Origin of the sequence: Paraglaciecola mesophila (assembly GCF_009906955.1) — a bacterium.
In the GTDB taxonomy this organism is placed as follows: domain Bacteria; phylum Pseudomonadota; class Gammaproteobacteria; order Enterobacterales; family Alteromonadaceae; genus Paraglaciecola; species Paraglaciecola mesophila_A.
In genome coordinates, this window is the sequence record NZ_CP047656.1 from 1230549 (window position 1) to 1253804 (window position 23256).

22 protein-coding genes and 1 tRNA gene are annotated in these 23256 nt (G+C 44.5%); 14 read left to right on the forward strand and 9 right to left on the reverse strand.

Annotated elements, in window-relative coordinates:
• Positions 1 to 59: 59 nt before the first annotated feature.
• The 7 genes from FX988_RS05225 to rlmE all read right to left on the reverse strand — a co-directional run bounded on the left by FX988_RS05225 (position 60) and on the right by rlmE (position 6323).
• Positions 60 to 144, reverse strand: a tRNA-Leu gene (locus FX988_RS05225).
• A gap of 12 nt (positions 145 to 156) precedes the next feature.
• The gene (gene secG, locus FX988_RS05230) at positions 157 to 528 is read right to left on the reverse strand and encodes a preprotein translocase subunit SecG (RefSeq protein ID WP_007984075.1); all 372 of its coding nucleotides are present in this window, start codon (positions 526 to 528) and stop codon (positions 157 to 159) included.
• A gap of 9 nt (positions 529 to 537) precedes the next feature.
• Positions 538 to 1287 (reverse strand): triose-phosphate isomerase, encoded by a 750-nt coding sequence (gene tpiA, locus FX988_RS05235; protein ID WP_160178647.1) that lies wholly within the window; start codon positions 1285 to 1287, stop codon positions 538 to 540.
• Positions 1288 to 1415: 128 nt separating this feature from the next.
• The gene (gene glmM / locus FX988_RS05240; protein ID WP_007984078.1) at positions 1416 to 2759 is read right to left on the reverse strand and encodes a phosphoglucosamine mutase; all 1344 of its coding nucleotides are present in this window, start codon (positions 2757 to 2759) and stop codon (positions 1416 to 1418) included.
• The gene (gene folP / locus FX988_RS05245) at positions 2752 to 3585 is read right to left on the reverse strand and encodes a dihydropteroate synthase (protein WP_160178648.1); all 834 of its coding nucleotides are present in this window, start codon (positions 3583 to 3585) and stop codon (positions 2752 to 2754) included. The genes glmM and folP overlap by 8 nt, the downstream gene beginning before the upstream one ends.
• Before the next feature lie 85 nt (positions 3586 to 3670).
• Positions 3671 to 5641, reverse strand: coding sequence for an ATP-dependent zinc metalloprotease FtsH (gene ftsH / locus FX988_RS05250; RefSeq protein ID WP_160178649.1), 1971 nt, complete (start codon positions 5639 to 5641; stop codon positions 3671 to 3673).
• 52 nt (positions 5642 to 5693) lie between these two features.
• A complete protein-coding gene (gene rlmE, locus FX988_RS05255) occupies positions 5694 to 6323 on the reverse strand; it encodes a 23S rRNA (uridine(2552)-2'-O)-methyltransferase RlmE (RefSeq protein ID WP_160178650.1) in 630 nt (209 codons plus the stop codon).
• 95 nt (positions 6324 to 6418) lie between these two features.
• Between rlmE and yhbY the strand changes: the two genes are divergently transcribed.
• On the forward strand, positions 6419 to 6715 hold the full coding sequence (yhbY, locus tag FX988_RS05260; protein ID WP_007984082.1) for a ribosome assembly RNA-binding protein YhbY: 297 nt from the start codon (positions 6419 to 6421) through the stop codon (positions 6713 to 6715).
• A gap of 101 nt (positions 6716 to 6816) precedes the next feature.
• On the opposite strand, the gene FX988_RS05265 is transcribed toward yhbY, so the two are convergent.
• Positions 6817 to 7308 (reverse strand): FKBP-type peptidyl-prolyl cis-trans isomerase, encoded by a 492-nt coding sequence (locus FX988_RS05265; protein ID WP_160178651.1) that lies wholly within the window; start codon positions 7306 to 7308, stop codon positions 6817 to 6819.
• A gap of 111 nt (positions 7309 to 7419) precedes the next feature.
• Entirely contained in the window at positions 7420 to 9807 is a 2388-nt protein-coding gene (locus tag FX988_RS05270) for a Lon protease family protein (RefSeq protein ID WP_160178652.1), read from the reverse strand.
• Positions 9808 to 9995: 188 nt separating this feature from the next.
• Between FX988_RS05270 and FX988_RS05275 the strand changes: the two genes are divergently transcribed.
• The 13 genes from FX988_RS05275 to ybeD all read left to right on the forward strand — a co-directional run bounded on the left by FX988_RS05275 (position 9996) and on the right by ybeD (position 23219).
• Complete coding sequence (locus FX988_RS05275; RefSeq protein WP_160178653.1) at positions 9996 to 10544, forward strand: SRPBCC family protein; 549 nt, start codon at positions 9996 to 9998, stop codon at positions 10542 to 10544.
• A 144-nt stretch (positions 10545 to 10688) separates the two neighbouring features.
• Positions 10689 to 13301 carry a leucine--tRNA ligase gene (gene leuS / locus FX988_RS05280; RefSeq protein ID WP_160178654.1) on the forward strand — a complete coding sequence of 871 codons (2613 nt, stop codon included), beginning with the start codon at positions 10689 to 10691 and terminating at the stop codon, positions 13299 to 13301.
• A 15-nt stretch (positions 13302 to 13316) separates the two neighbouring features.
• On the forward strand, positions 13317 to 13838 hold the full coding sequence (gene lptE / locus FX988_RS05285; protein WP_160178655.1) for an LPS assembly lipoprotein LptE: 522 nt from the start codon (positions 13317 to 13319) through the stop codon (positions 13836 to 13838).
• Positions 13838 to 14860: a DNA polymerase III subunit delta gene (gene holA / locus FX988_RS05290; RefSeq protein WP_160178656.1), complete on the forward strand. Its 1023-nt coding sequence runs from the start codon at positions 13838 to 13840 to the stop codon at positions 14858 to 14860. The genes lptE and holA overlap by 1 nt, the downstream gene beginning before the upstream one ends.
• Positions 14857 to 15516: a nicotinate-nucleotide adenylyltransferase gene (gene nadD, locus FX988_RS05295; protein ID WP_160178657.1), complete on the forward strand. Its 660-nt coding sequence runs from the start codon at positions 14857 to 14859 to the stop codon at positions 15514 to 15516. The genes holA and nadD overlap by 4 nt, the downstream gene beginning before the upstream one ends.
• 38 nt (positions 15517 to 15554) lie before the next feature.
• Entirely contained in the window at positions 15555 to 15872 is a 318-nt protein-coding gene (gene rsfS, locus FX988_RS05300) for a ribosome silencing factor (protein WP_007984090.1), read from the forward strand.
• Positions 15873 to 15918: 46 nt separating this feature from the next.
• Positions 15919 to 16389 (forward strand): 23S rRNA (pseudouridine(1915)-N(3))-methyltransferase RlmH, encoded by a 471-nt coding sequence (rlmH, locus tag FX988_RS05305; RefSeq protein WP_013754122.1) that lies wholly within the window; start codon positions 15919 to 15921, stop codon positions 16387 to 16389.
• 2 nt (positions 16390 to 16391) lie between these two features.
• Positions 16392 to 18323, forward strand: a complete 1932-nt coding sequence (mrdA, locus tag FX988_RS05310) for a penicillin-binding protein 2 (RefSeq protein WP_160178658.1) — start codon at positions 16392 to 16394, stop codon at positions 18321 to 18323.
• Between the two features lie 15 nt (positions 18324 to 18338).
• Entirely contained in the window at positions 18339 to 19463 is a 1125-nt protein-coding gene (rodA, locus tag FX988_RS05315; protein WP_160178659.1) for a rod shape-determining protein RodA, read from the forward strand.
• A 61-nt stretch (positions 19464 to 19524) separates the two neighbouring features.
• On the forward strand, positions 19525 to 20604 hold the full coding sequence (mltB, locus tag FX988_RS05320) for a lytic murein transglycosylase B (RefSeq protein WP_160178660.1): 1080 nt from the start codon (positions 19525 to 19527) through the stop codon (positions 20602 to 20604).
• Positions 20594 to 21550: a septal ring lytic transglycosylase RlpA family protein gene (locus tag FX988_RS05325; protein WP_160178661.1), complete on the forward strand. Its 957-nt coding sequence runs from the start codon at positions 20594 to 20596 to the stop codon at positions 21548 to 21550. Before mltB ends, FX988_RS05325 begins: the two co-directional genes overlap by 11 nt.
• A 212-nt stretch (positions 21551 to 21762) precedes the next feature.
• Positions 21763 to 22935, forward strand: coding sequence for a serine hydrolase (locus FX988_RS05330; RefSeq protein WP_160178662.1), 1173 nt, complete (start codon positions 21763 to 21765; stop codon positions 22933 to 22935).
• Between the two features lie 17 nt (positions 22936 to 22952).
• On the forward strand, positions 22953 to 23219 hold the full coding sequence (ybeD, locus tag FX988_RS05335) for a DUF493 family protein YbeD (RefSeq protein ID WP_201751662.1): 267 nt from the start codon (positions 22953 to 22955) through the stop codon (positions 23217 to 23219).
• Positions 23220 to 23256: the final 37 nt, after the last annotated feature.

Below are 23256 nucleotides of genomic sequence, written 5' to 3' on the forward strand. Positions count from 1 at the left end.
AATAATGGCAAGATAAGCAAAAAGGGCTGTAACTCTCGTTACAGCCCTTTTTAATAATATGGTGCGGATGGGGAGACTCGAACTCCCACGGCCTAAGCCACAGCCCCCTCAAGGCTGCGTGTCTACCAATTCCACCACATCCGCGTGGTAATACTTTTAGCTTTGAGGTACGTCGCTCGCAGGTGCATCTGACGTTGTAACGGGTACATCAGATTCAACAGGCGCTGGAGTAGATTGAGCAGGCTCATCTAAAACAGGCACTTCAATATTTTGCCAGTCATCCACTGCTTTCTCTTTATCTGCAGTTTGATTCCCTAAAATTAAGCTAATCACGAAGAAAAACGTAGCTAAAATCGCAGTAGTGCGGGTTAAGAAGTTACCAGAGCCGGTTGAACCAAACACTGTGTTAGAACCGCCACTACCAAACGACGCGCCCATGTCTGCACCCTTGCCCTGCTGAATAAGAACAAAGCCGATCAACATAATCGCTACTATCAAATACACTACAATTAATACTTCGTAAAACATCTGTCGCCTCTATCGCTTTGCTGCTAAGCAAATGCTTAAAAAATCTTCTGGATTTAAACTGGCCCCGCCAATCAACCCACCATCAACATCAGGTTGTGAAAACAGTTCAACAGCATTACTACCCTTGACGCTTCCACCATACAAAATCACGCATTGGTTAGCGATATTACTATCTTGCTTAGCCAAATGTTGACGAATAAATGCATGCACTTCTTGTGCTTGTTCTGGGCTTGCTGTCTTGCCTGTTCCTATAGCCCAAATCGGCTCATAAGCAATGACAATATCGTTAAATGCCGCAATGCCCACTTTATTTATTACTGCATCAATTTGTGCAGCAATAAAATCAAATAACTGACCACTTTCACGAATATCTTCAGGCTCACCAATACAAAATAAAGGAATAAGCTTGTGCGCTAACGCCAACTCAACCTTATCGGCAACCAACTCGTTCGACTCGTTGTTATCCGCTCGTCGTTCTGAATGCCCTAATATAACATATTGGCAATTCATTTCTTTCAACATGCTGACGGCAGTTTCGCCGGTATGCGCACCAGACTCATAATGACTAATATTTTGACCACCTAGGGCAAAGTTACTGTCATTGAATCCACCTAAATAGGGAAAAGGTGGGCACACTACAACATCTACATGAGATATATCTGCGTCGGAAAACAATTCTTCAACTTGCTTTATTAAGGCAAGATTTCCGTTCATCTTCCAATTACCTGCGACTATGGGTCGACGGTTATTCGTTTGCATCCTAACTCCTGTAGCGCCAGTGAAAAGCGCGCGAGATATTAACCAACCTGCTACTAATATACAAGTAGAAGAATTGAAATTTAACGACTTTATTCAGTAAATCGCGTCAGTTATTTAATATTGCTGTTTTATTGCCCAGTTGCTTTGCGCACAGCGTCTGCAATATGCTCTGCCCACTTGCGTGAGTCAGCAGCATCGTTAGCTTCAACCATGACGCGTATCAAAGGTTCAGTGCCACTTTTACGCAGTAGCACCCTGCCCCGTTCGCCCAATGCTGCTTCAGCTTCAAGTACACTATTGTTAACCGCCTCGGCAGATAATGGAGTGTCTCCTTCGTTAAAGCGCACATTAATCAGCGTTTGTGGGAATTTGGTCATACCCCGGCTTAATTCGTTTAATGTCATATTGGCATTAATCATCGCGGCCAGTACTTGCAACCCTGCAACAATACCATCACCAGTAGACGCTGCATCGAGGTTTAGTACATGCCCAGATCCTTCACCGCCAATTGACCAACCTTTTTGGCGCAGCAATTCAAGTACATACCTGTCACCGACTTTGCTTCGTTCAAAAGGAACACCGAGCGTACTTAAGGCGACTTCTAGGCCTAAGTTACTCATGACAGTGCCGACCACACCACCATTTAACTTGCCAGATTTAAGGGCGTCACGTGCGATGATATAGACAATTTGATCGCCGTCGATAACATTACCATGGTGGTCAACGAGCATAATTCTATCGCCGTCACCATCTAAGGCGAAACCAAGATCCGCTTTGTTCTTGATAACACTATCTACAATCGCTTTCATAGAGGTAGCCCCTACCTTGCGATTGATATTTAAGCCATCAGGCTCAGTGCCTATTTCAATGACTTCTGCACCTAGCTCACTCAGCACATTAGGTGCAATGTGATACGTCGCACCATGGGCACAATCGACGACTATTTTCAGGCCTTTCAAGGATAAATTTGACGGAAAGTTGCCCTTACAAAATTCAATGTAACGACCAGCAGCATCGGCGATACGTACCGCTTTACCCAGTTTATCTGATGCGACGCATTGCATTGGCTTGTCCATTTCGGCTTCGATCGCCAGCTCTATATCATCGTCTAATTTAGTGCCATCAGCAGAGAAAAACTTGATGCCGTTATCATAATACGGGTTATGTGATGCACTGATCACGATCCCGGCTTCAGAGCGAAACGTTTTAGTTAAATAGGCAATCGCTGGCGTAGGCATAGGGCCAAGTAAGCCGATATTAATACCGGCAGCTGATAAGCCTGATTCTAATGCTGACTCCAGCATGTAGCCTGATATACGTGTATCCTTACCTATGATGACTTTGTTTGTGCCACTGCCTGCTAACACTTTGCCTGCGGCCCACCCGAGCTTCATAACGAACTCTGGATTAATTAGGTTCTCACCGACTTTTCCGCGAATACCGTCGGTTCCGAAATACTTTCTGTCACTCATTATTATTTTCCTTTTGTAACATAGACACAATTTTGACTGCATCAACTGTTTCTTTTACATCATGTACACGTATGATTTGCGCGCCTTTAAGCGCTGCAATTGTCGCCAATGCTACGCTCCCTGCTAGTCGCTCATCCGTGGTTCGGTTTAGCAACTGGCCTATCATTGACTTTCTCGACATCCCAACAAGTAATGGGTAGCCCAATAGGTGTAACGCTTCTAACTGCGCAAGCAACTGATAATTATGCGCTAAACTTTTTCCAAATCCAAAGCCTGGATCTATCAAAATTTTATCTTTGTGAATACCCGCTTGAATACACGCTTGCGCTCGAGCACGCAAAAAATCAAGCACGTCAGTCTGTACATCATCGTAATGAGGAGCATCCTGCATGCTACGCGGTTGACCACGCATATGCATTAAACACACTGCTACCTGTGCTTGTGCAGCTACCTTTAATGCCCCTGGTGCCTGCAATGCTCTAACATCATTAATAAGCCCTGCCCCTGCATCTACTGCAGCTTTCATCACGGCAGGCTTACTGGTATCGATAGAGATTACCGTATCGAAGCGGGCATGAAGCGCCTCAATAACGGGCACGATTCTGTCGAGCTCCTCCTGCTCAGCAACGTCATCGGCTCCTGGGCGCGTTGACTCTCCGCCTACATCAATAAAATCAGCGCCCGCTGAAATCATTTTTTGGGCATGATTGATTGCATGATTTACCTTGGAGAATTGACCACCATCCGAAAATGAGTCAGGCGTGACATTTAAGATCCCCATAACCCTAGGACTATCCAGATTTAGAGATTTATGACGAAAGTTCATTGTTGGGCTTTATACACCTAAGTGAAGCTGAAAAAAAACGCTTTGCTGATCACTCAACAAAGCGTTGTATTTACTACTGAATTAATTAGTTAGTTGCATCACCTGGCTTTCCAACCGTTGGATCAGACTTTTTGGGCTCTTTCTTGTCGTTCGAATCACTTTTAGGTTCATCACTGACTGACGCTCCACCAGTTGGAGGAGTATTGTCATTTTTAGAATCTTCAATCCAATCAGCAGGAGGACGCACATCTTTACGCGCCATCAAATCATCGATTTGTTTCGCATCAATGGTTTCATACTTCATCAAGCAATCTTTCATGGCGTGTAAAATATCGATGTTATCGGTCAATATTTTTTCAGCGCGTGAATAGTTTCTGTCAATTAGTGATTTCACTTCAGCATCAATTGCACGAGCGGTGTCATCAGACATATGCTTCGATTTCGCCATGCTGCGACCTAGGAAAACTTCGCCCTCTTCTTCAGCATAAAGCATTGGCCCCATCTTCGTTGATAAGCCCCATTGCGTTACCATCTTGCGCGCTATGTCGGTAGCCCGTTCGATGTCGTTTGATGCACCTGTGGTGACGCGGTCTTCACCTAAAGTAAGCGCTTCAGCGATTCGACCACCAAACAAGCTTGAAATCATGCTTTCAAGATGTTGCTTGCTATGGCTGTATCGGTCTTGCTCCGGTAAGTACATAGTCACACCTAACGCGCGACCACGTGGAATTATAGACACTTTATAAACCGGATCATGCTCAGGTACTAATCGACCCACAATGGCGTGACCCGCTTCGTGATATGCCGTATTGGTCTTTTCTTCCTCAGACATAACCATGTTTTTGCGCTCGGAGCCCATCATGATTTTATCTTTGGCTTTATCAAACTCTTCCATCGAGACAGTGCGCTTACCGCTTCTTGCAGCAAACAAAGCCGCTTCGTTAACCAAGTTTGCTAAATCAGCCCCTGAAAAGCCAGGTGTGCCTCGTGCAATATAAGACGGTTCAACATTGTCCCCTAAAGGTACTTTACGCATATGCACTTTTAAAATTTGCTCACGACCGCGAATGTCAGGCAAGCCAACATGTACTTGACGGTCAAAACGACCTGGACGCAATAGCGCAGGGTCGAGTACATCTGGACGGTTGGTTGCAGCAATAACGATGATACCTTCATTACCGCCGAAGCCATCCATTTCCACTAGCATTTGGTTCAATGTTTGTTCACGCTCATCGTGACCGCCACCCATGCCGGCACCACGTTGGCGACCAACAGCGTCGATTTCATCGATGAATATAATACAAGGTGCTGCTTTCTTAGCTTGTTCGAACATATCACGTACACGAGATGCACCGACACCCACGAACATTTCAACAAAGTCAGAACCTGAAATTGAGAAAAACGGGACTTTTGCTTCACCAGCAATCGCTTTGGCTAACAAGGTTTTACCCGTACCAGGAGGACCTACCATAAGAACACCAGTAGGAATACGACCACCTAATTTTTGGAATTTACTTGGGTCACGCAAGAAGTCGACTAATTCAGACACATCTTCTTTTGCTTCGTCGCAACCTGCCACGTCAGCAAAGGTCGTTTTAATTTGGTCTTCGCCCATCAGGCGCGCTTTACTCTTACCAAACGACATGGCACCGCGACCACCGCCGCCACCTTGCATTTGACGCATGAAGAAAATCCATACACCAATAAGCAGCAACATAGGAAACCAAGAAATGAAGATAGAGGTCAGTAATGACGGTTCTTCAGGTGGTTCACCAAGAATTTTTACGTCTTGCTTTACCAAATCTGAAATAAGTTGGTCGTCAAAATATGGGATGTAGGTAGAGAAACTTTCCCCTGACCGTTTCGTCCCCTTTATTTCACGTGATTCACTATCAATACGCACCTCACGGATTTGTCCTTGATTGGCTTCTTTCAGAAACGTTGTGTAATCCGTTTGTACCTTTGATGACTCTCCCGGAGAAAAACTCTGGAAGACTGACATCAAAACGACAGCTATGACCAACCATAGGATTAAATTTTTTGCCATGTCGCTCAAGTTGTTGACCTCTGTTATTTCAATTTTGTTGCGAATCTCACGCCTGAGACTACTATAATTTAAAGCCCGTCGCTACCAGATAAACCTCTCTTGACCGCGCACGAGATGAATCAGGTTTACGTGTTTTGACTACTTTGAAGGCACTTTTGACCTCATTAAAGAATTGGTCAAAACCTTCACCCATAAATACCTTTACAGTGTAACTACCGTTTTTCTTCAATACTTGCCGGCACATATCCAAAGAAAGTTCGACTAAGTACATCGATTTTGCTTGGTCTGCCGTGTCATTGCCTGTCATGTTCGGCGCCATATCAGACATAACAACATCTACGTTCTTGCCACCAATTTTGTTCAATAACGTGTCAAGTACTGCTTCCTCACGAAAATCCCCCATAAGGAAATCAACGCCAGGTAGAGGGTCCATAGCCAAAATATCGCAGGCGATAACATGCCCGCTCTCTCCGACCTGTTTTACTGCATACTGCGACCAGCCTCCTGGCGCAGCCCCTAGATCGACTACCGTCATCCCAGGTTTTATCAGACCGTCCTTCGCTTGAATCTCTTCAAGCTTAAATACTGCCCGAGAACGAAGGCCTTGTTTTTTTGCCTGAATGACATATTTATCGTCAAAGTGTTCTTTTAACCAGCGTTTACTGCTTTCAGATTGCTTATTTTTACCCATTGGCTTCGTTTGTCATTAGGAATACTTGGAAGATGGCGCTAGAATACTGCTTTTCAACTGTTCACATTCAATATAATTGTAAGAAATATTACTCAATGACTCTATCAAACAAGCAAAAACAACACCTAAAAGGCCTCGCACATTCACTTAAGCCAGTGGTTCAACTTGGTGCAAATGGATTAACCGAAGGCGTATTGGCTGAAATTGAAGGCGCTCTTAGCCATCATGAACTCATTAAAGTTAAAGTACCCACTGACGACAGAGAAGAGAAAGCTTTAATAATGGATGCCATTATCCGTGAAACAAATGCTGAGAAGTTACAAACGATCGGCCACACCTTGGTATTATTTCGTCAAAGTGACGAGAAAAAGATCGAGTTACCACGTAAATAGCATTGTCACTTAATCCGCCCCGTAACAAAGCGAGTAATATCCGGCTTTGATACGGGTTCGGTGTGCCTCATTTATCTACTACCCACGCGGGTAGAATGAATTTAGTGGTGATGACCACCTACCCCATGCGCGTGTCCATGCTGAATTTCTTCAGGTGTGGCTTGACGAACATCAATAACCTCTAGCGCGAAATTCAATGTTTTACCCGCCATAGGATGGTTTAAATCTACTGTCACCATAAATTTCCCGACTTTTAGCACAGTGACTTCTCGCTGACCTTGCTCAGTGTTTACCACTGCGGTCATACCAGCCTTCCATTTTTTTGTCCCTTTAGCGTCTTGCAGATGTTTTGCCGGAATACGCTGCTCGGCGTTCTCGCGAATTTCACCATAGGTTTGTGCTGGCTCTAGTTCTACCGTAAAACTGTCGCCGACGCTTTTCCCTGCTAGTGCCGCTTCAACGCCTGGCATCATGTTATCGTGGCCGTGAAGATACGCTACAGGCTCTGCATCACGGTTGCTTTCCAGTTCGGTGCCATCTAATTCAGTAATGGTGTATTTAAATTGAACAACGGTGTCTTTTTCTATTTGCATCTTTTATCTCTTGAGAACGGTAAATTTGCCGCAGTCTATCAGAACATATTCTTCGTGGAATCAAAATTGCTGTCCAGATGGCATAGTTGCGCTTAATTTATTGGAATAGTTTTAGTCTTCATCAGCACCATTCACAACATTGGCGATATTCAACAAACTACTGACGGCCATATAATTGATTGTTCCTTTAGGGTAGCGTCCTTTAGCATTCATTACGCCTACCTCTTTATTCATCAACAGTTCTAAGGCCTGATCGACTGTTTCAACAACACAAATATGAAACTTTCCAAGTTTAACCGCAGCAACCACGTCTTTATCTAACATCAGTGATATTTGATTCGACTTGGGTATTATCGCGCCTTGGGTTCCGGTTAGCCCTCTGTGCTGACAAAGCTTGAAGAAACCTTCAATTTTTTCGTTTACTCCGCCCACAGACTGCACTTGCCCATACTGATTGATAGAGCCGGTTATGGCCAAATCTTGACGAGTGGGAATGTTAGTCAGTGCGGATATAAGGGCCACTAACTCAGCCAAAGAAGCGCTGTCACCATCTATGTGACCATATGATTGTTCAATGGCAATATTGGCCGATAGCGTCAAAGGGAATAACTGCGCGTACTTGTGGCCTAAATACCCTGTTAACAGCATCACGCCTTTGGAGTGAATGGGTTGACCCAATTCGACTTCACGTTCTATATCAACCACACCATTCGCCCCAGCGTACACAGTGGAAGTAATACGCGCGGGTGTACCAAATAAGCTATCACCGACTTCGAGCACAGTCAGTCCGTTGACCTTACCAACGTCTACCCCCTCGGTCGCTATCAGAATTTGCCCTTGCTTAATATCATCAAGCACAGCTTCACTGACTCGTCCCGTACGCCGTGTTTTTGCGCTCAACGCCGCTTCAATATGGGTTACATCCAAATCTAATTCTTGCCGTTGGCGGCAGAAATATAAACTCTCGTTAAGCAACTCAATCACGTCAGAAAAACGCGCCGACAAGCGCTGTTGATGCTCGGCCATGCGTAAGCTGTATTCCACTAGGCGGTACATTGCCTTAGGGGAAATACTGTTTAACCCCAGTTCCTTAACTTGATATCTTACGCGACCAACAAAGTCATAAAGAGTTTGTTTGTCTAATTGAATTTCATGATCAAAATCCACTAACACCCGGAACATCTCATAAAACTCATCATCAAAATCTTGCAGGTTGTAATAAAGCTCACGGGAGCCGAGCAACACCACCTTGACGTTAATAGGTATTTGCTGGGGATTGAGGGTAATGGAATTCACCATGCCTACATCAGGTTGGGGTAAATCCATTTTCAGGTGCCCTGATTTAAGCACTAGCTTTAACGTTTCCCATGCGTACGGCTGTAAAATCAGTTTATCCACATCAAGCAATAAATAACCACCGTTTGCTCGGTGTAAGGCACCAGGGCGGATCATACGATAATTAGTAAACACTGAGCCTGAGACATTGGTATATTCAACACGGCCAAATAAATTCTGATGTGTCGGGTTTGGCTCGTATATAACAGGCGCACCAGTTTCTAACTCATGACTGACCAAAATGTTAGGCAGGTACTGCTCTTCAAGCACTGAACGGCGGTCATATTCGTCCTGTTTATCGTCTTTTTTGTCGTCCGCTAATATCTCTACTATGGTTTCAACCAAATGCGGTTTTAACTGGCGCAAGAACTTTAAAATCCCCAAATCCGATGCATATTGATGCTCTAGGGCTTTTAACAATGGCTTTATTCCCTGCTCCGCGGTGTCTTTTTTCAGCCGTCTGAGCTGCTCTGATGACGCACGTTTCCATTTAGGTAATTCTATTAACGCTTCACTCAGGCGGTTTTCCAACTCATCGATTAATTGATAGTAATTCTGCCGTTGGTCGTCGCTAAGCTTCGCAAAGTCCGCATCGTTAATGGGTTTACCATCCACGATGGGTGAAAAGCTAATATTCCCATTGTCCTCATATAACGCGACATTCTGCGCTTGGGCAAGTTGCTCCACAGAATCAATGGCATGGTCATATCTTTGATCAAATTCACGGGTGATAGTGACTTTTTTGCGCTGGTAGCCGGGATTATCAAAGGCAGCCGGAAAGGTATCCAGCAATTCATCGATTAACTTACCCATCTCCTTTACCAATTGCTTACTTTCCCCTGGAGGAAGACGTAAAGCAAAGGGCTCACGTTCATCTTCGAAATTATTGATATAACACCAATCATCTGGAGTAAGCACTTTTTGAACGTACTTAGCGATATATTCATGTACCAAGGTAAATCTACCTGTGGCTTGCTCGCCCATCACATATAAGTTGTAACCTTTCGCATCAATGCCTAGCCCAAAGTCCAAGGCTTCTCGAGCACGTGCTTGTCCAATAAAGGTAGCCTGCATGGCTTTGTCGTCTTTCAGGGCGTGATTAATTAAACGTCGACTGGGCTTGGCGGTAATTTCTTTTAAACTCAAGGCGTATTTAAGGTGCATGGTTAGCTGGCATTGTCCTTTTAAGAGCAAGTAGATTAGCACCTGCTCGTCGCGAAATTCTCATTTGTGGTGAGTTACGTAATTGATAAACTCATTAGGTTGCGCTTTAGCGCATAACATTGCGCAATAGCATATTGATTAATAAGCTGATATCTAATGTTAATATAATAACAAAAAACAGGAGTAGCATGCGTCACTTTACTCATATTAAAAAGTTTATTTGCATTCTTAGCCTCGGAGTTTCTTTTTCGTTCTATTGCCAAGCCAGTGTTAAGCAATTAAACGAGCACGGTTTTACGCTTGAAAACACTGTGCTTATCGACGCACCTGCAAAGCAGGTTTGGGCAGCACTAGTGAGCGACATTGATCTTTGGTGGCCAAAAGATCATACATGGTGGGGCAACAACGGGACCTTGTCATTGCGCCCTGTGGCGGGAGGTTGCTTTTGCGAGACCGCAGGTGAAAATTCTGCCGAGCATATGCGCATCAGTTTCGTCGAGGTTAATCACGTATTACGCATGACAGGTGGCTTAGGGCCACTGCAGGGTATGGGGATTTATGGGGCGCTTACTTGGCAGTTAACTGCGCAAAATAACCGCACCAAACTCGTCTTAACCTATCAAGCCCACGGGGTTATCGAGGATAACTTTACTGAATTAGCGCCGATTGTGGATAGAGTGCAGAACAGTCAATTAATGGCGTTAGCCGAATACATAAAACCTTCAAATCCTAACTAACGGAAAGATTTACCCCTTAAGTCATTATTTTTTACGATAAATATCGTTAAATCCCAGTTCAGCTATTGTGACCCAGCAAACCGTTAGGGTATTCTTACCGGCTATCTTATTTCATACACCTTATCTTCGCGGAAACTCTTTTTAATGGCCGAAAAAATTTACGAACCTCAGAAAATAGAACAAGAGGTACAAGCGCTTTGGGAAACCAACCAAACTTTTAAAGCAACAGAACAAGAAGATAAAGAGAAATTCTACTGCTTGTCTATGTTCCCTTATCCAAGTGGGCGCTTGCACATGGGTCATGTGCGTAATTACACAATAGGTGATGTTGTTAGTCGTTTTCAACGTATGAACGGCAAAAATGTCTTACAGCCTATGGGTTGGGACGCCTTTGGTTTGCCTGCAGAAAATGCGGCACTGAACAACAATACCGCCCCAGCCAAATGGACCTATCAAAACATTGATTACATGAAAAATCAGTTGAAGTCTCTTGGTTTTGGTTATGACTGGGATCGTGAGGTTGCCACCTGTAAGAAAGAATATTACCGCTGGGAACAATGGTTCTTCACCCGCCTTTATGAAAAAGGCTTGGTTTATAAGAAAAACTCTACGGTTAACTGGGATCCGGTTGATCACACAGTATTAGCCAACGAGCAAGTTATTGATGGTCGAGGTTGGCGTTCAGGTGCCTTAGTCGAGCAAAAAGAGATCCCTCAATGGTTTATTAAAATCACCGACTACGCTGAAGAATTATTGACTGATCTTGAACAATTAGAAGATTGGCCTGAACAAGTGCGCGCCATGCAGAAAAACTGGATTGGTCGTTCAGAAGGTGTAGATATCACATTTAACCTGAGTGAATCTGCAGCAGATATCAATAGTTTTGATGTTTATACCACGCGCCCTGACACTCTCTACGGTGTGACATATGTCGCCGTTGCGGCTCAGCACCCCCTAGCGTTACACGCTGCACAAACTCGCCCAGAATTAGCCGAGTTTATCGAGTCATGTAAGAACACCAAAGTGGCTGAAGCTGAGCTTGCCACCATGGAGAAAAAAGGCTGTGACACAGGCTTGTTTGCTATTCACCCATTAACAGGTGAAAAAGTAGCCGTTTGGGTCGCTAACTTTGTACTGATGGGGTATGGCTCAGGCGCGGTTATGTCTGTACCAGGCCATGACCAACGCGATTGGGAATTTGCTCAAAAATACAGCCTGCCAATTAAGCAGGTCGTAGAGCCAAATGCAGATGACCCGCAAGAGTGCGATCTGGCCACTGCCGCATACACAGAAAAAGGCGTGTTAGTTAACTCAGCAGAATTTAATGGCCTAGCGTTTCAAGAGGCTTTTGACGCCATTGCGGCCAAATTAGAATCACTAGGCGCAGGCTGTAAAAAAGTGAATTATCGCTTGCGTGACTGGGGCGTATCTCGTCAACGTTACTGGGGTTCACCAATCCCTATGCTTAATCTTGAGAACGGCGAATCTGTTCCTGTTCCAAGCGATCAACTGCCGGTTGAATTGCCTGAAGACGTAAAAATGAACGGCGTTATTTCCCCCATCAAAGCGGACCCAGAATGGGCGAAGACTGAATACAATGGTCAGCCAGCTCTGCGTGAAACAGATACGTTCGATACCTTCATGGAGTCATCTTGGTATTACGCCCGCTACTGCAGTGCACAAAATCAAGATGCCATGCTCGACCCAACCCAAGCGAATTACTGGTTACCGGTAGATCAATACATCGGTGGTATCGAGCATGCGATTTTACATTTGTTGTATTCACGCTTTTTCCATAAGCTGCTTCGTGATGAAGGCTTAGTTAGCTCTGACGAGCCTTATAAGCGCTTGCTATGCCAAGGTATGGTACTGGCTGATTCATTCTACAGAGAAGATGAGAACGGCAAAAAAGAATGGTTCTCGCCAGCCGATGTCGATACAGAAAAAGACGAAAAAGGCCGAATTACGCTAGCCACACTGCGCTCTGATGGAAAACCTGTTGAACACGGCGGCATGACCAAAATGTCGAAGTCGAAAAATAACGGTATCGACCCTCAGCATGTCATCGATTTATACGGTGCGGATACCATACGGGTATTCACTATGTTCGCGGCGCCGCCCGAGCAAACATTAGAATGGGTTGATTCTGGTGTTGAAGGCGCTAACCGTTTTATAAAACGTGTGTGGAAACTCACTCAAGATCATATTGACGTACTTAATGGCGAAGCAGCACCTGCGATTGACAAGGCCGCCCTGACGAGTGAGCAAAAAACACTGCGCCGTGCTGTGCATCGTACGATTGCTAAAGTCACAGATGATGTGGGTCGACGCCAAACGTTTAACACTGCAGTAGCAGCCATTATGGAGCTACTTAACAGTTTACAAAAAGCCCCTCTCGACAGCGCACAAGACAAAGCTGTTATGCATGAGGCCATTGAGTCAGTGGTGTTATTACTAAACCCCATCGCACCGCATATGTGCCATGTGTTGTGGCATGACCTTGGGCATACTACAGATATCGAAACCGCAGCTTGGCCAGAGGTTGACGAGTCTGCGTTAGTAGAAGACGAAAAACTGATCATAGTGCAAGTGAATGGTAAGGTACGCTCTAAAATTACCGTTGCTGCTGATGCAAGCCAAGATGAAGTACAAGCACTTGGATTAGCACAAGAAAATGTACAGCAATTTGTTGAGGGTAAAACCATACGTAAGGTCATTTATATTGCCGGCAAATTGCTTAATATCGTGGCAAATTAACGAGTGAAAAACACAATGCGAAACCTCATCATCTGTTTATTATGTAGTGTTATTATCAGTGGCTGCGGTTTTTCATTGCGTGGCAATTATGAGCTACCAGCAAGTGTCTCTCAATTGAGAGTAGGCTCAGCGGAGGCGCACTCAGCACTTGAGCGTGCGCTTCGAAATGAATTAAAGCCGTACAACGTAGATATAATTGATGCCAGCGTTGAAGGTCATTCTGATGTGACCAACATATACTTGCTGAGCGATGAACTCGACAGACGCCTATTATCTCTGTTCAGCACAGGGCAAGTGGCTGAGTACGAATTAATTTATACTGTACGCTACGAACTTCAGTTCGCTAACAGTGATGCACAATTATTGGAATTTGATATAAAGCGCGAATATCAGGACGATCCCGATGCTGTGTTAGCAAAGTCTCGTGAACTCGAACTCGTGTTATCTGAAATGCGCAAGCAAGCAGCAATTCGTATTATTCATCAAATATCTGTTGCCCAGCATACGCTATCTAATTCGGCGCTCGTTACTCCCTAATGCAAGTTTATCCCAATCGTTTTGCCGCTTCGTTGAATAAAGGGTTACAGCCCTTTTATTTAATATTTGGTGACGAACCCCAACAAAAGCTAACCGCTATCAATCAGATACGTGAGGTAGCACTTGCCCAAGGGTTTGACGAGCGACAAACCTTGGTGGCTGACGCCCAATTCGATTGGTTAACCTTACTCGAAGCAACGCAAACGTTATCGCTATTTTCCTCTCGTCAGTACATTGAGCTCGAGTTGCCCACAGGTAAACCTGGTACCCAAGGCAGTAAAATACTCACTGAGCTTAGCACGCAAAATAATCCGGACATTTTGTTGGTTATTCACGGGGCGAAAATTGGCAAAGATGTTCAAAACAGTAAATGGTTTAAGGCACTAGATAAGCAAGGTAGTTATGTTCCTTGCTTCCCATTAGAAGGAAATGCGCTGCACCAGTGGTTAACCGAGCAAATGCGTACCCAAGGCATGAACGCCTCTTCAGATATAAATCGATTACTCGCAGAATACTGTGAAGGTAATCTACTGGCGGCTAGCCAAGAGATCGAAAAACTGTGTTTACTCTACCCTAACGGTAACCCGACGTTAGAACAGGTAGAACAAGCAGTGGTTGATCAATCCAGATATAACGTCTTTCAACTAATAGATGTGTTGCTGGCTGGCGATAGTCAAAAATCGGTAAAAATGCTCTATCGCCTTGAAAGCGAAGGTGTTGAACCAAACATCGTGTTGTGGGCATTAACCCGAGAGTGGCAAACTCTATCAACCCTACAAGCGAATAAAACAGCAGGGCAAAGTATTAACTGGAATCAACACAGGATCTGGAAAAACCGTCAAGGATTGTATTTATCTGCCATGCAACGCTTGTCGGCGGCTCACTTGCAACAGCTACAACGCAAGCTTAACGTCATGGACTGTGCACTCAAAAAATCCCAAGTGGAGCGCCCCTATATTGAACTATGTCATTTGTGTTTGCTTTTTATTCCCATGTCTTTAGAGAACTTTGCACTAAATTGAACACCTTACGACCTGCATTAGGCATTTTTGGCGGGACTTTTGATCCCGTGCATTATGGCCATACTCAACCCGTTATCGTAGCCGCGCGCCAAGCCGCCGTGCAGTCTGTGGCTATGCTCCCTTGTCATATACCTGTTCACAAAGCTCATGCACCAAGTGCCAGCCGGCATCGCTTAGCCATGTTAAAACTGGCGATTGAACAATACCCGCAACTTTATACTGATGAGCGTGAGATCCACAGTGATACCCCCTCATATACGATCCATACATTACGAGCACTTCGAAAAGAATACCCGAAGCATCCATTATGCTTTTTTATCGGTATGGACTCATTGCACTCACTTATGAGCTGGAATGAATGGCAAGCGCTTTTCGAATATTGTCATTTTGTGGTCTGCTGCCGCCCGGGTAGCAAAAAACCACTGAGTGAAGAGCTAACCCACTTACTATCGCAGCGCCAAGTATCGACAAATAATGCGCTACACAATGCATTAAATGGTAAAATATTTCTCGCTGATACTCCTGAACTAGCGATATCCTCTAGTGAAATACGTCAGCGTATAAAAGAAAAACAACCGACCGACGGCATGCTCGATCCTAAGGTACGTCGTTACATAGAAACACATAAGTTATATCAGCTAAGCACGACTTTCTGATAAACTGACAATTCGTCCGTTCAATATAAGGAATCCCTTTGGATCACCAACAGTTAAAAGCCTTTGTGGTAGAAAAAATTGAAGACCTAAAAGGTCGAGATATCATAGATTTAGACGTATCAGAAAAATCTAGTGTAACGGAAACCATGCTAATTTGTTCGGGGAACTCAAAACGTCATGTTGTTTCTATCGCCGAAAATGTTGTGGTTGAAGCGAAACAGGCAGGTAATCCCCCCCTAAGCATAGAGGGGCGTGACGTGGGTGATTGGGTACTTGTCGATTTAGGTGACGTAGTACTGCACGTGATGCAAGAAGACGCGAGAGAATTTTATCAGTTAGAGAAACTTTGGGGTTAATTGACCATCATAGTGCTAGCTGTAACATTGCAAAGTAGATGACGCCATGCGAATTCAACTAATAGCCGTAGGCAGTAAAATGCCGAGTTGGGTCGAACAAGGTTACCAACAATACGTAAAACGCTTTCCTTCGGACATGCCCCTAAGCCTGACTGAAATACCTGCAGGCAAGCGCGGCAAAAATGCGGATATTAAACGCATTTTGCACAAAGAAGGCGAATTAACCATGGCGGCTATTCCTAAAGGAAACCGCATTGTCACGTTAGAAGTAACAGGCAAACCATGGGACACGCCGACGCTCGCCAACAATATGGAAAAATGGCAAATGGACGGTCGCGACGTGAGCTTGTTGATTGGCGGCCCTGAAGGGTTAGCGCCCGAATGTATTGCTGCGTCCGAGCAAAAATGGTCACTCTCCCCATTAACACTGCCTCACCCTTTGGTACGGATTATTGTTGCTGAAAGTTTGTACCGAGCTTGGTCAGTCAACGCCAACCACCCTTATCACAGAGAGTAGTCATGGCGCGTAACAGGGTAACAATTAAAGACCATACTGCTGAAGCAAATCTGTTTGCCAGACGCACTGTCATTGCCATGCTGGTCATTTTTATGATGATCGCCATGGTTCTAAGCAACCTTTACTATTTGCAAGTTACGCGCTTTGAAGATTATCAAACACGCTCTAATGGCAATCGCATCAAAGTCTTGCCTGTCGCACCAAATCGCGGGTTAATTTACGACAGAAACGGTATTTTACTGGCTGAAAACCGCCCCGTTTTTAATCTCGAAGTAGTCCCAGAAAAAATCGAAAATTTAGAAAAAACCCTCGGTCTATTAAGTGTGTTACTGGATATAGACGAAGACGAAGTCACCGATTTTTATCGCGAAATCAAACGTAACCGCCGTTTTAAACCCGTCTCATTACGAAAACGTTTAACCCCGGAAGAAGTGGCGCTATTCTCGGCAAATCAACACAAATTCCCAGGTGTCAGCGTCGAAGCCCGTTTAACGCGGCATTATCCTTATGGGAAGACCTTAACCCATGTCTTAGGGTACGTGTCTAAAATTAATAAAAAAGATCTGCAGAAACTCAGCGAAGCGGGACTTGAGGCGAATTACGCTGCGACTCATGACATAGGAAAACTGGGCGTCGAGAAATACCATGAGGATATTCTCCACGGTCAAGTAGGTTACCAAGAGGTAGAGGTTAATAACCAAGGACGTATTATTCGCACGCTTAACTTCAGTCCGCCCGTTCCGGGGCAGGATATCGTGCTGAATATCGATTTAAAATTGCAGCAAGAAGCAGAGCGAATTCTTGATGGTGATAAAGGCACCATAGTCATGATGGACTCTAACGACGGTGGTGTACTGGCCATGTTTAGTAGCCCGAGTTATGATCCTAACTTGTTTGTGCATGGTATCAGCAGCAAGAACTACAGCGCTTTATTAAACTCTAATGGCCGCCCACTGATTAATCGTGCCACACAAGGTCAGTATCCTCCTGCTTCAACCATTAAACCGCACTTAGCCTTAGTGGGCTTAGAAGAAAAAACCGTTACTCCAGAAACACGTATCTTTGATAACGGTAAATATCGCTTGAAGAATGTCGAGCACGTTTGGCGTGACTGGAAACGCTGGGGGCATGGCTGGGTCGATTTAACCTCGGCGATTGAACAATCCTGTGATATTTATTTTTACGATCTCGCCTATCGCTTGGGTATTGATAAAATCAGCGACAATATGTTCGAGTTCGGGTTTGGTGATTACACAGGGATCGACTTACATGAAGAGTCAGATGCTAACATGCCGAGTCGCGGTTGGAAGCGCGCTCGATTTAATCAGCCTTGGTACATAGGTGATACTATTCCGGTGGGTATTGGTCAAAGTTACTGGACGGTAACCCCAATTCAATTGACCCAATCGATTACCACTTTAGTGAATCATGGTCAGCGTTATATTCCCCAAATTTTACGCGGGAAATACATAGACAAAGAACTTGTTCTTGAAGGCAGTAAAGAACGCCGCCCCATGGATATTCAAAATGACAAAAACTGGGACACAGTGTTAGACGCAATGTATGGCGTAGTGAATCGTAAAATCGGTACCGCTCGACGCGCATTTGTCGATACGCCCTACGTTTCTGCCGGTAAAACGGGCACAGCACAATTGGTAGCTATTGCCCAAGACGCCAAATATGATGCTGACAGCCTAGCGGAAAATTTGCGTGATAACGCCATGTACGTAGGGTTTGCCCCATACGAAAAACCAGAAATCGCCGTTACCGTAGTGCTTGAAAACGCCGGCGGCGGTAGTTCTCAGGCAGCACCATTAGCACGAACCATGATGGATAAATACTTTGAACAGCACGAGTTTGCTCCTAAACCCGACGTCATTGAACGCGAAGTTTCACAAGATGTCGCACGTCATTCAGCTTCCCACAATCATTAAGCTTGGATCACTAATATGAGTATGACGTTACGCACCAAGCTTGATCCAAATAAGCGCACATTGCTCAATCGCATTCACTGTGATGGTCCGCTATTGTTTGGGTTGTTAGTGTTAATGGCAGTGGGGTTGATAACGATATACTCAGCCGGCGGTCAAGATTGGCAGTTAATTGACCGCCAACTAATTCGACTCGGCCTAGCCTTAGGCGTCATGCTTTTCGTCGCGCAAATTCCTCCCCTTGCTTATCAAAAACTATCCATATATTTTTACTTACTCGGTATCGCTATGTTGATAGCAGTTATTATTTTTGGTCATGTAGGTAAAGGGGCGCAGCGCTGGTTAGATTTAGGTGTAGTGCGTTTTCAACCGTCGGAAATTATGAAGCTCGCGGTACCTATGATGGTGGCTTGGTACATCAGCCAATTCAACCTGCCCCCCAAATTGAGGCACATATTGGTCGGCTTTATTCTCGTTGGCGTTCCTACGTTACTCATAGCGCAACAACCTGACTTAGGTACCTCACTTTTAATTGCTAGCTCTGGGATATTTGCGCTGTTTTTAGCTGGCATGAGTTGGCGTTTTATCGGTGGTATCGCATTGGCAGTATCTATATTTAGTCCTATCATGTGGAATTTCCTCATGAAGGAATATCAAAAACAACGAGTATTAACGTTTTTGAATCCTGAGAGTGATCCGCTAGGCTCAGGCTACCATATCATTCAATCCCAAATTGCCATTGGTTCTGGCGGAGCCGAAGGAAAGGGTTGGTTACAAGGTACCCAATCTCAATTAGAGTTTTTGCCTGAGAGACATACTGACTTCATATTTGCCGTATTCAGTGAAGAATTTGGATTTTGGGGCGTCGTTGGTCTACTGGCAATATATACCTTTATCGTTATACGCGGAATGATCATTGCTAATCGCGCTCAAGATGCATTTAGTAAGCTTCTTGCGGGCAGTATCACCCTTACCTTCTTTGTTTATGTATTTGTTAATATGGGGATGGTATCGGGTATCTTACCGGTAGTCGGTGTGCCGCTGCCTTTGGTCAGTTACGGGGGAACATCCATGGTAACACTGCTTGCAGGCTTTGGCATTTTAATGGCTATTGCCACACAAAAACGGTTATTGTCTCGTTAACACCCATGTTTGAATTTACCAAGGTATTCGGTTAAAAATAATAATATTGTATGGAGCAAGTGTGGCTATTCTAACGTCTTTTAAACCCAGTTTTCGCCTTATTTTGAGTGCTTTACTTGCCATTTCATTTACACTGATTGCCACTGTCTCTGTGGCTGTCACCGACAAAGAAGCAGCATTCATTGAAAACATGGTCAATGAATACACGTTCAATCGCGAGACAGCGCGACAGGTCTTAGACCAAGCGGAAAGAGACCAAGCGGTCATCGATGCCATTAAACGCCCATGGGAAGCAAAGCCTTGGCATCAATATTACCCCATATTTCTCACTGAAAAGCGTTTAGAAAAAGGCCTGGCATTCTATCAAGCCCACCGCGCCCCCCTTACAAGGGCCGAGGAAAAATATGGTGTGCCCGCAGAAATGATCGTGGCAATACTCGGTATTGAGTCATTTTACGGTACATATAAGGGTACATATTCAGCTTTGAATGCGCTTTATACGTTAGGTTTTCATTACCCACCACGGGCATCATTCTTTCAAAAAGAACTTGCTCAGTTGTTAATGTTGGCTAATGAAGAGCAATTTGATATCTCAGCGTTAAAAAGTTCTTATGCTGGGGCCCTGGGCTGGGGACAGTTCATCCCGTCGAGCTATCGCCACTATGCCGTGGACTTTGACAATGACGGCGTGCGAGACCTATTGAATAACCCAGTGGATGCCATTGGCAGTATCGCCAATTACTTTAAACGCAATGGCTGGCAACGAGGTGACGCGATAGCTTTTCCGGTAAATGCCACAAGTAAGCAAGCTAAACCTTGGCTAAGAAAGTCACTTAAGTACCGTGAAACCTTTGACCAATTGCAACAAGCCGGTATTAATCTTAACGTTGAAACCGCCCTAGATTATGCTATCGATACCCCCGATACACTGTGGCAGAACATAGGGCAAAAAAGCAGCGTAAAATTACTCGATTTCGCCCAGCCTCATGGTAAAGACTATTGGCTTGGCTTAAAAAACTTCTATGTGATTACCCGCTATAACCACAGTAAGTTGTACGCTATGGTGGCATTTCAGTTTAGTCGCCAGTTAGCCATGGGCATTCAAACTATTGATAAAAAAGCAGAAGAAAATGCTAATTAAGTCAACTATTTTAACGCTATTGCTGGTTTGCATTGCTGCCTGTACCAGTTCGTCAAACCCAAATTACGGGCGCTACAGCCAGCATAAAGACTCAGCCCCGAAGGCAATAAAAGACGGGATCAAATTTGATGACGCTGAGCCGATGTACGAACCCTACGCCCTAGCCAATTTGCGTAGCTATTCGGTTTTAGGGAAGCACTATACACCATTGAAAACCGGTAAAGGTTATTCCGCTACGGGGGGAGCATCATGGTACGGTCAAAAGTTTCATGGTCATCTCACATCAAATGGTGAAACATACGACATGTACGCCATGACCGCGGCGCACAAAACATTACCCCTGCCTTCCTATGTAAAAGTCACCAATTTAAAGAACGGACGGGAAGCCATAGTAAGGGTTAATGATCGTGGCCCTTTTCATGACAACCGCATTATCGACTTATCCTATGCGGCCGCCATGAAACTTGGGATGCTAAGCACAGGTACAACCCAAGTTAAATTAGAGGTCATTCACATTGATGAGACGGGTACGCAAACGGTAGGCAATGGCATATCTGTCCCTCCTGCCCCCCTCAAGAACGATTCAGTGACAAATGACAAGGTGCAAATCGCATCAGCACCGAAAGTCCCTGCATTAGGCACAACCACCGAAGTAGCGACTTCTGGTACTGTCCGTCCTCCAACAACCATCGGATTACCGTCTGCCAATGTACAACAAGATCCCGTTTTTATTCAGATTGCCGCGCTGACCAATAACCAACGAATTCATAAAATTGGAAATGCATTGGCGAGTCTTTATCAAGTACCGTTTGTCGCTCCGTTAGAGGAAGGCTTATATCGTTTGCGTTTAGGCCCGTTTGATTCTGACAAACAAGCAAACGGAATATTGGAACAATTACGTACCACAGGGTATGGCGACGCCTACAAGTTTTATCCCATGAATTAGGTAACGCTTACCGCGTTTCTTCCAATGAATTATTGGTGCAATAAACTTTTTACTCGGGTAGTTGTCCAACTGGCGCTTTATCAATTTTGTTTTGTGTAACAATTTTTGTTGCTGGCAAAGCAAAGTCATTGAAAAACTGATATATTAGCCGTCGTTTTAGGCACAGCACGCCAAAAATACATTATTAACAAATATCACATTACGGTAGGTCCATGCGAAACACCAAGACACTCTTATTAGCCATATTTAGCTGCTTCTCTCTTTCCTTTTTCTCTCATGCGGCGAGTGCAGCGGTTATCATACCTGACGCACCCACCGTTTCAGCTAAGGGCTTTATTTTAGTTGATTATCAAACTGGCAAAGTGATTGCCGAACAAAACGCTGATATTCAAATTCCTCCCGCTAGTTTAACGAAGATGATGACCAGCTATGTGATTGGTAAGGAAATCGCCAACGGCAACATTAAAGACACCGACATGGTGACAATTTCTGAAAATGCATGGGCCAAAAATTTTCCTGATTCATCGAAAATGTTTATTGAAGTGGGTACACAGATTTCCGTAGCCGATTTAAATCGTGGCATTATTGTTCAATCAGGTAATGACGCTTGTGTTGCTATGGCAGAGCATATTGCAGGCAGTGAAGATGCCTTCGCCAGTATGATGAACTTGCATGCTGAAAAACTAGGCATGACATCCACTCACTTTGTAAACAGCCATGGTTTGCAAGACGCTGACCATTACACAACCCCACGAGACATGGCAACCCTAGCACGTGCACTCATTACTGACGTACCTAACGAATATAAGGTATACAGCGAGAAAGAGTTTACTTACAACAACATAAAGCAATACAACCGTAATGGTTTGTTATGGGATAAAAGTCTGAACGTGGATGGAATTAAAACAGGCCATACATCAGATGCGGGCTACAGCTTGGTCTCTTCTGCTACCCAAGGAGACATGCGTTTAATCGCTGTGGTGATGGGTGCTGACAGCGAGCGTGCGCGTAAAGTTGAAAATAAAAAGCTACTTAAATATGGTTTTAGATTCTATGAAACCATTACCCCTTATCATGCGGGTGAGAGCTTCGTGTCGCACCGTATATTTATGGGTGACAAAGAGACCGTTGATCTTGGTATTTCTCAAGATACCCCCATTACCATCCCTCGTGGACAGAGCAAAAATTTAGAAGCTAATTTCGAACTGGATAAAAAGCTAGAAGCGCCGTTGGCGAAAGGCGAAGTGGTTGGAAAATTATTTTTGCAATTAGACGGTGAAGACGTCGCCGAATATCCTTTGGTTACATTACAAGAAGTCAACGAAGGTGGCATGATTGATCGCCTAGTAGATTTCGTTAAACTACAACTTGGCTTCGATAGCTAAGACGTATTGAGCACATTATTATGCAAACTCAATTTGATAAATTACTCGATTTTCCCTGCCAGCAAACCTTTAAAGTAATGGGCGTTGCAGATGAAAAGCTACCTGATCAGGTAATAAATTGTTTACAAAACCATGCACCGGGTGATTATTCTCCCAGTGTTAAACCAAGCTCTAAAGGTAACTACCACTCGCTGTCAATCAGTGTACGAGTGACAAGTAAAGAGCATATGGAAACCATCTACACTGAGCTTTCTAAGCTTGAATTAGTGCGCGTGGTTCTTTAAGCGTTTTTTAGATCTAGCGCATCGTATGATGCGCTTT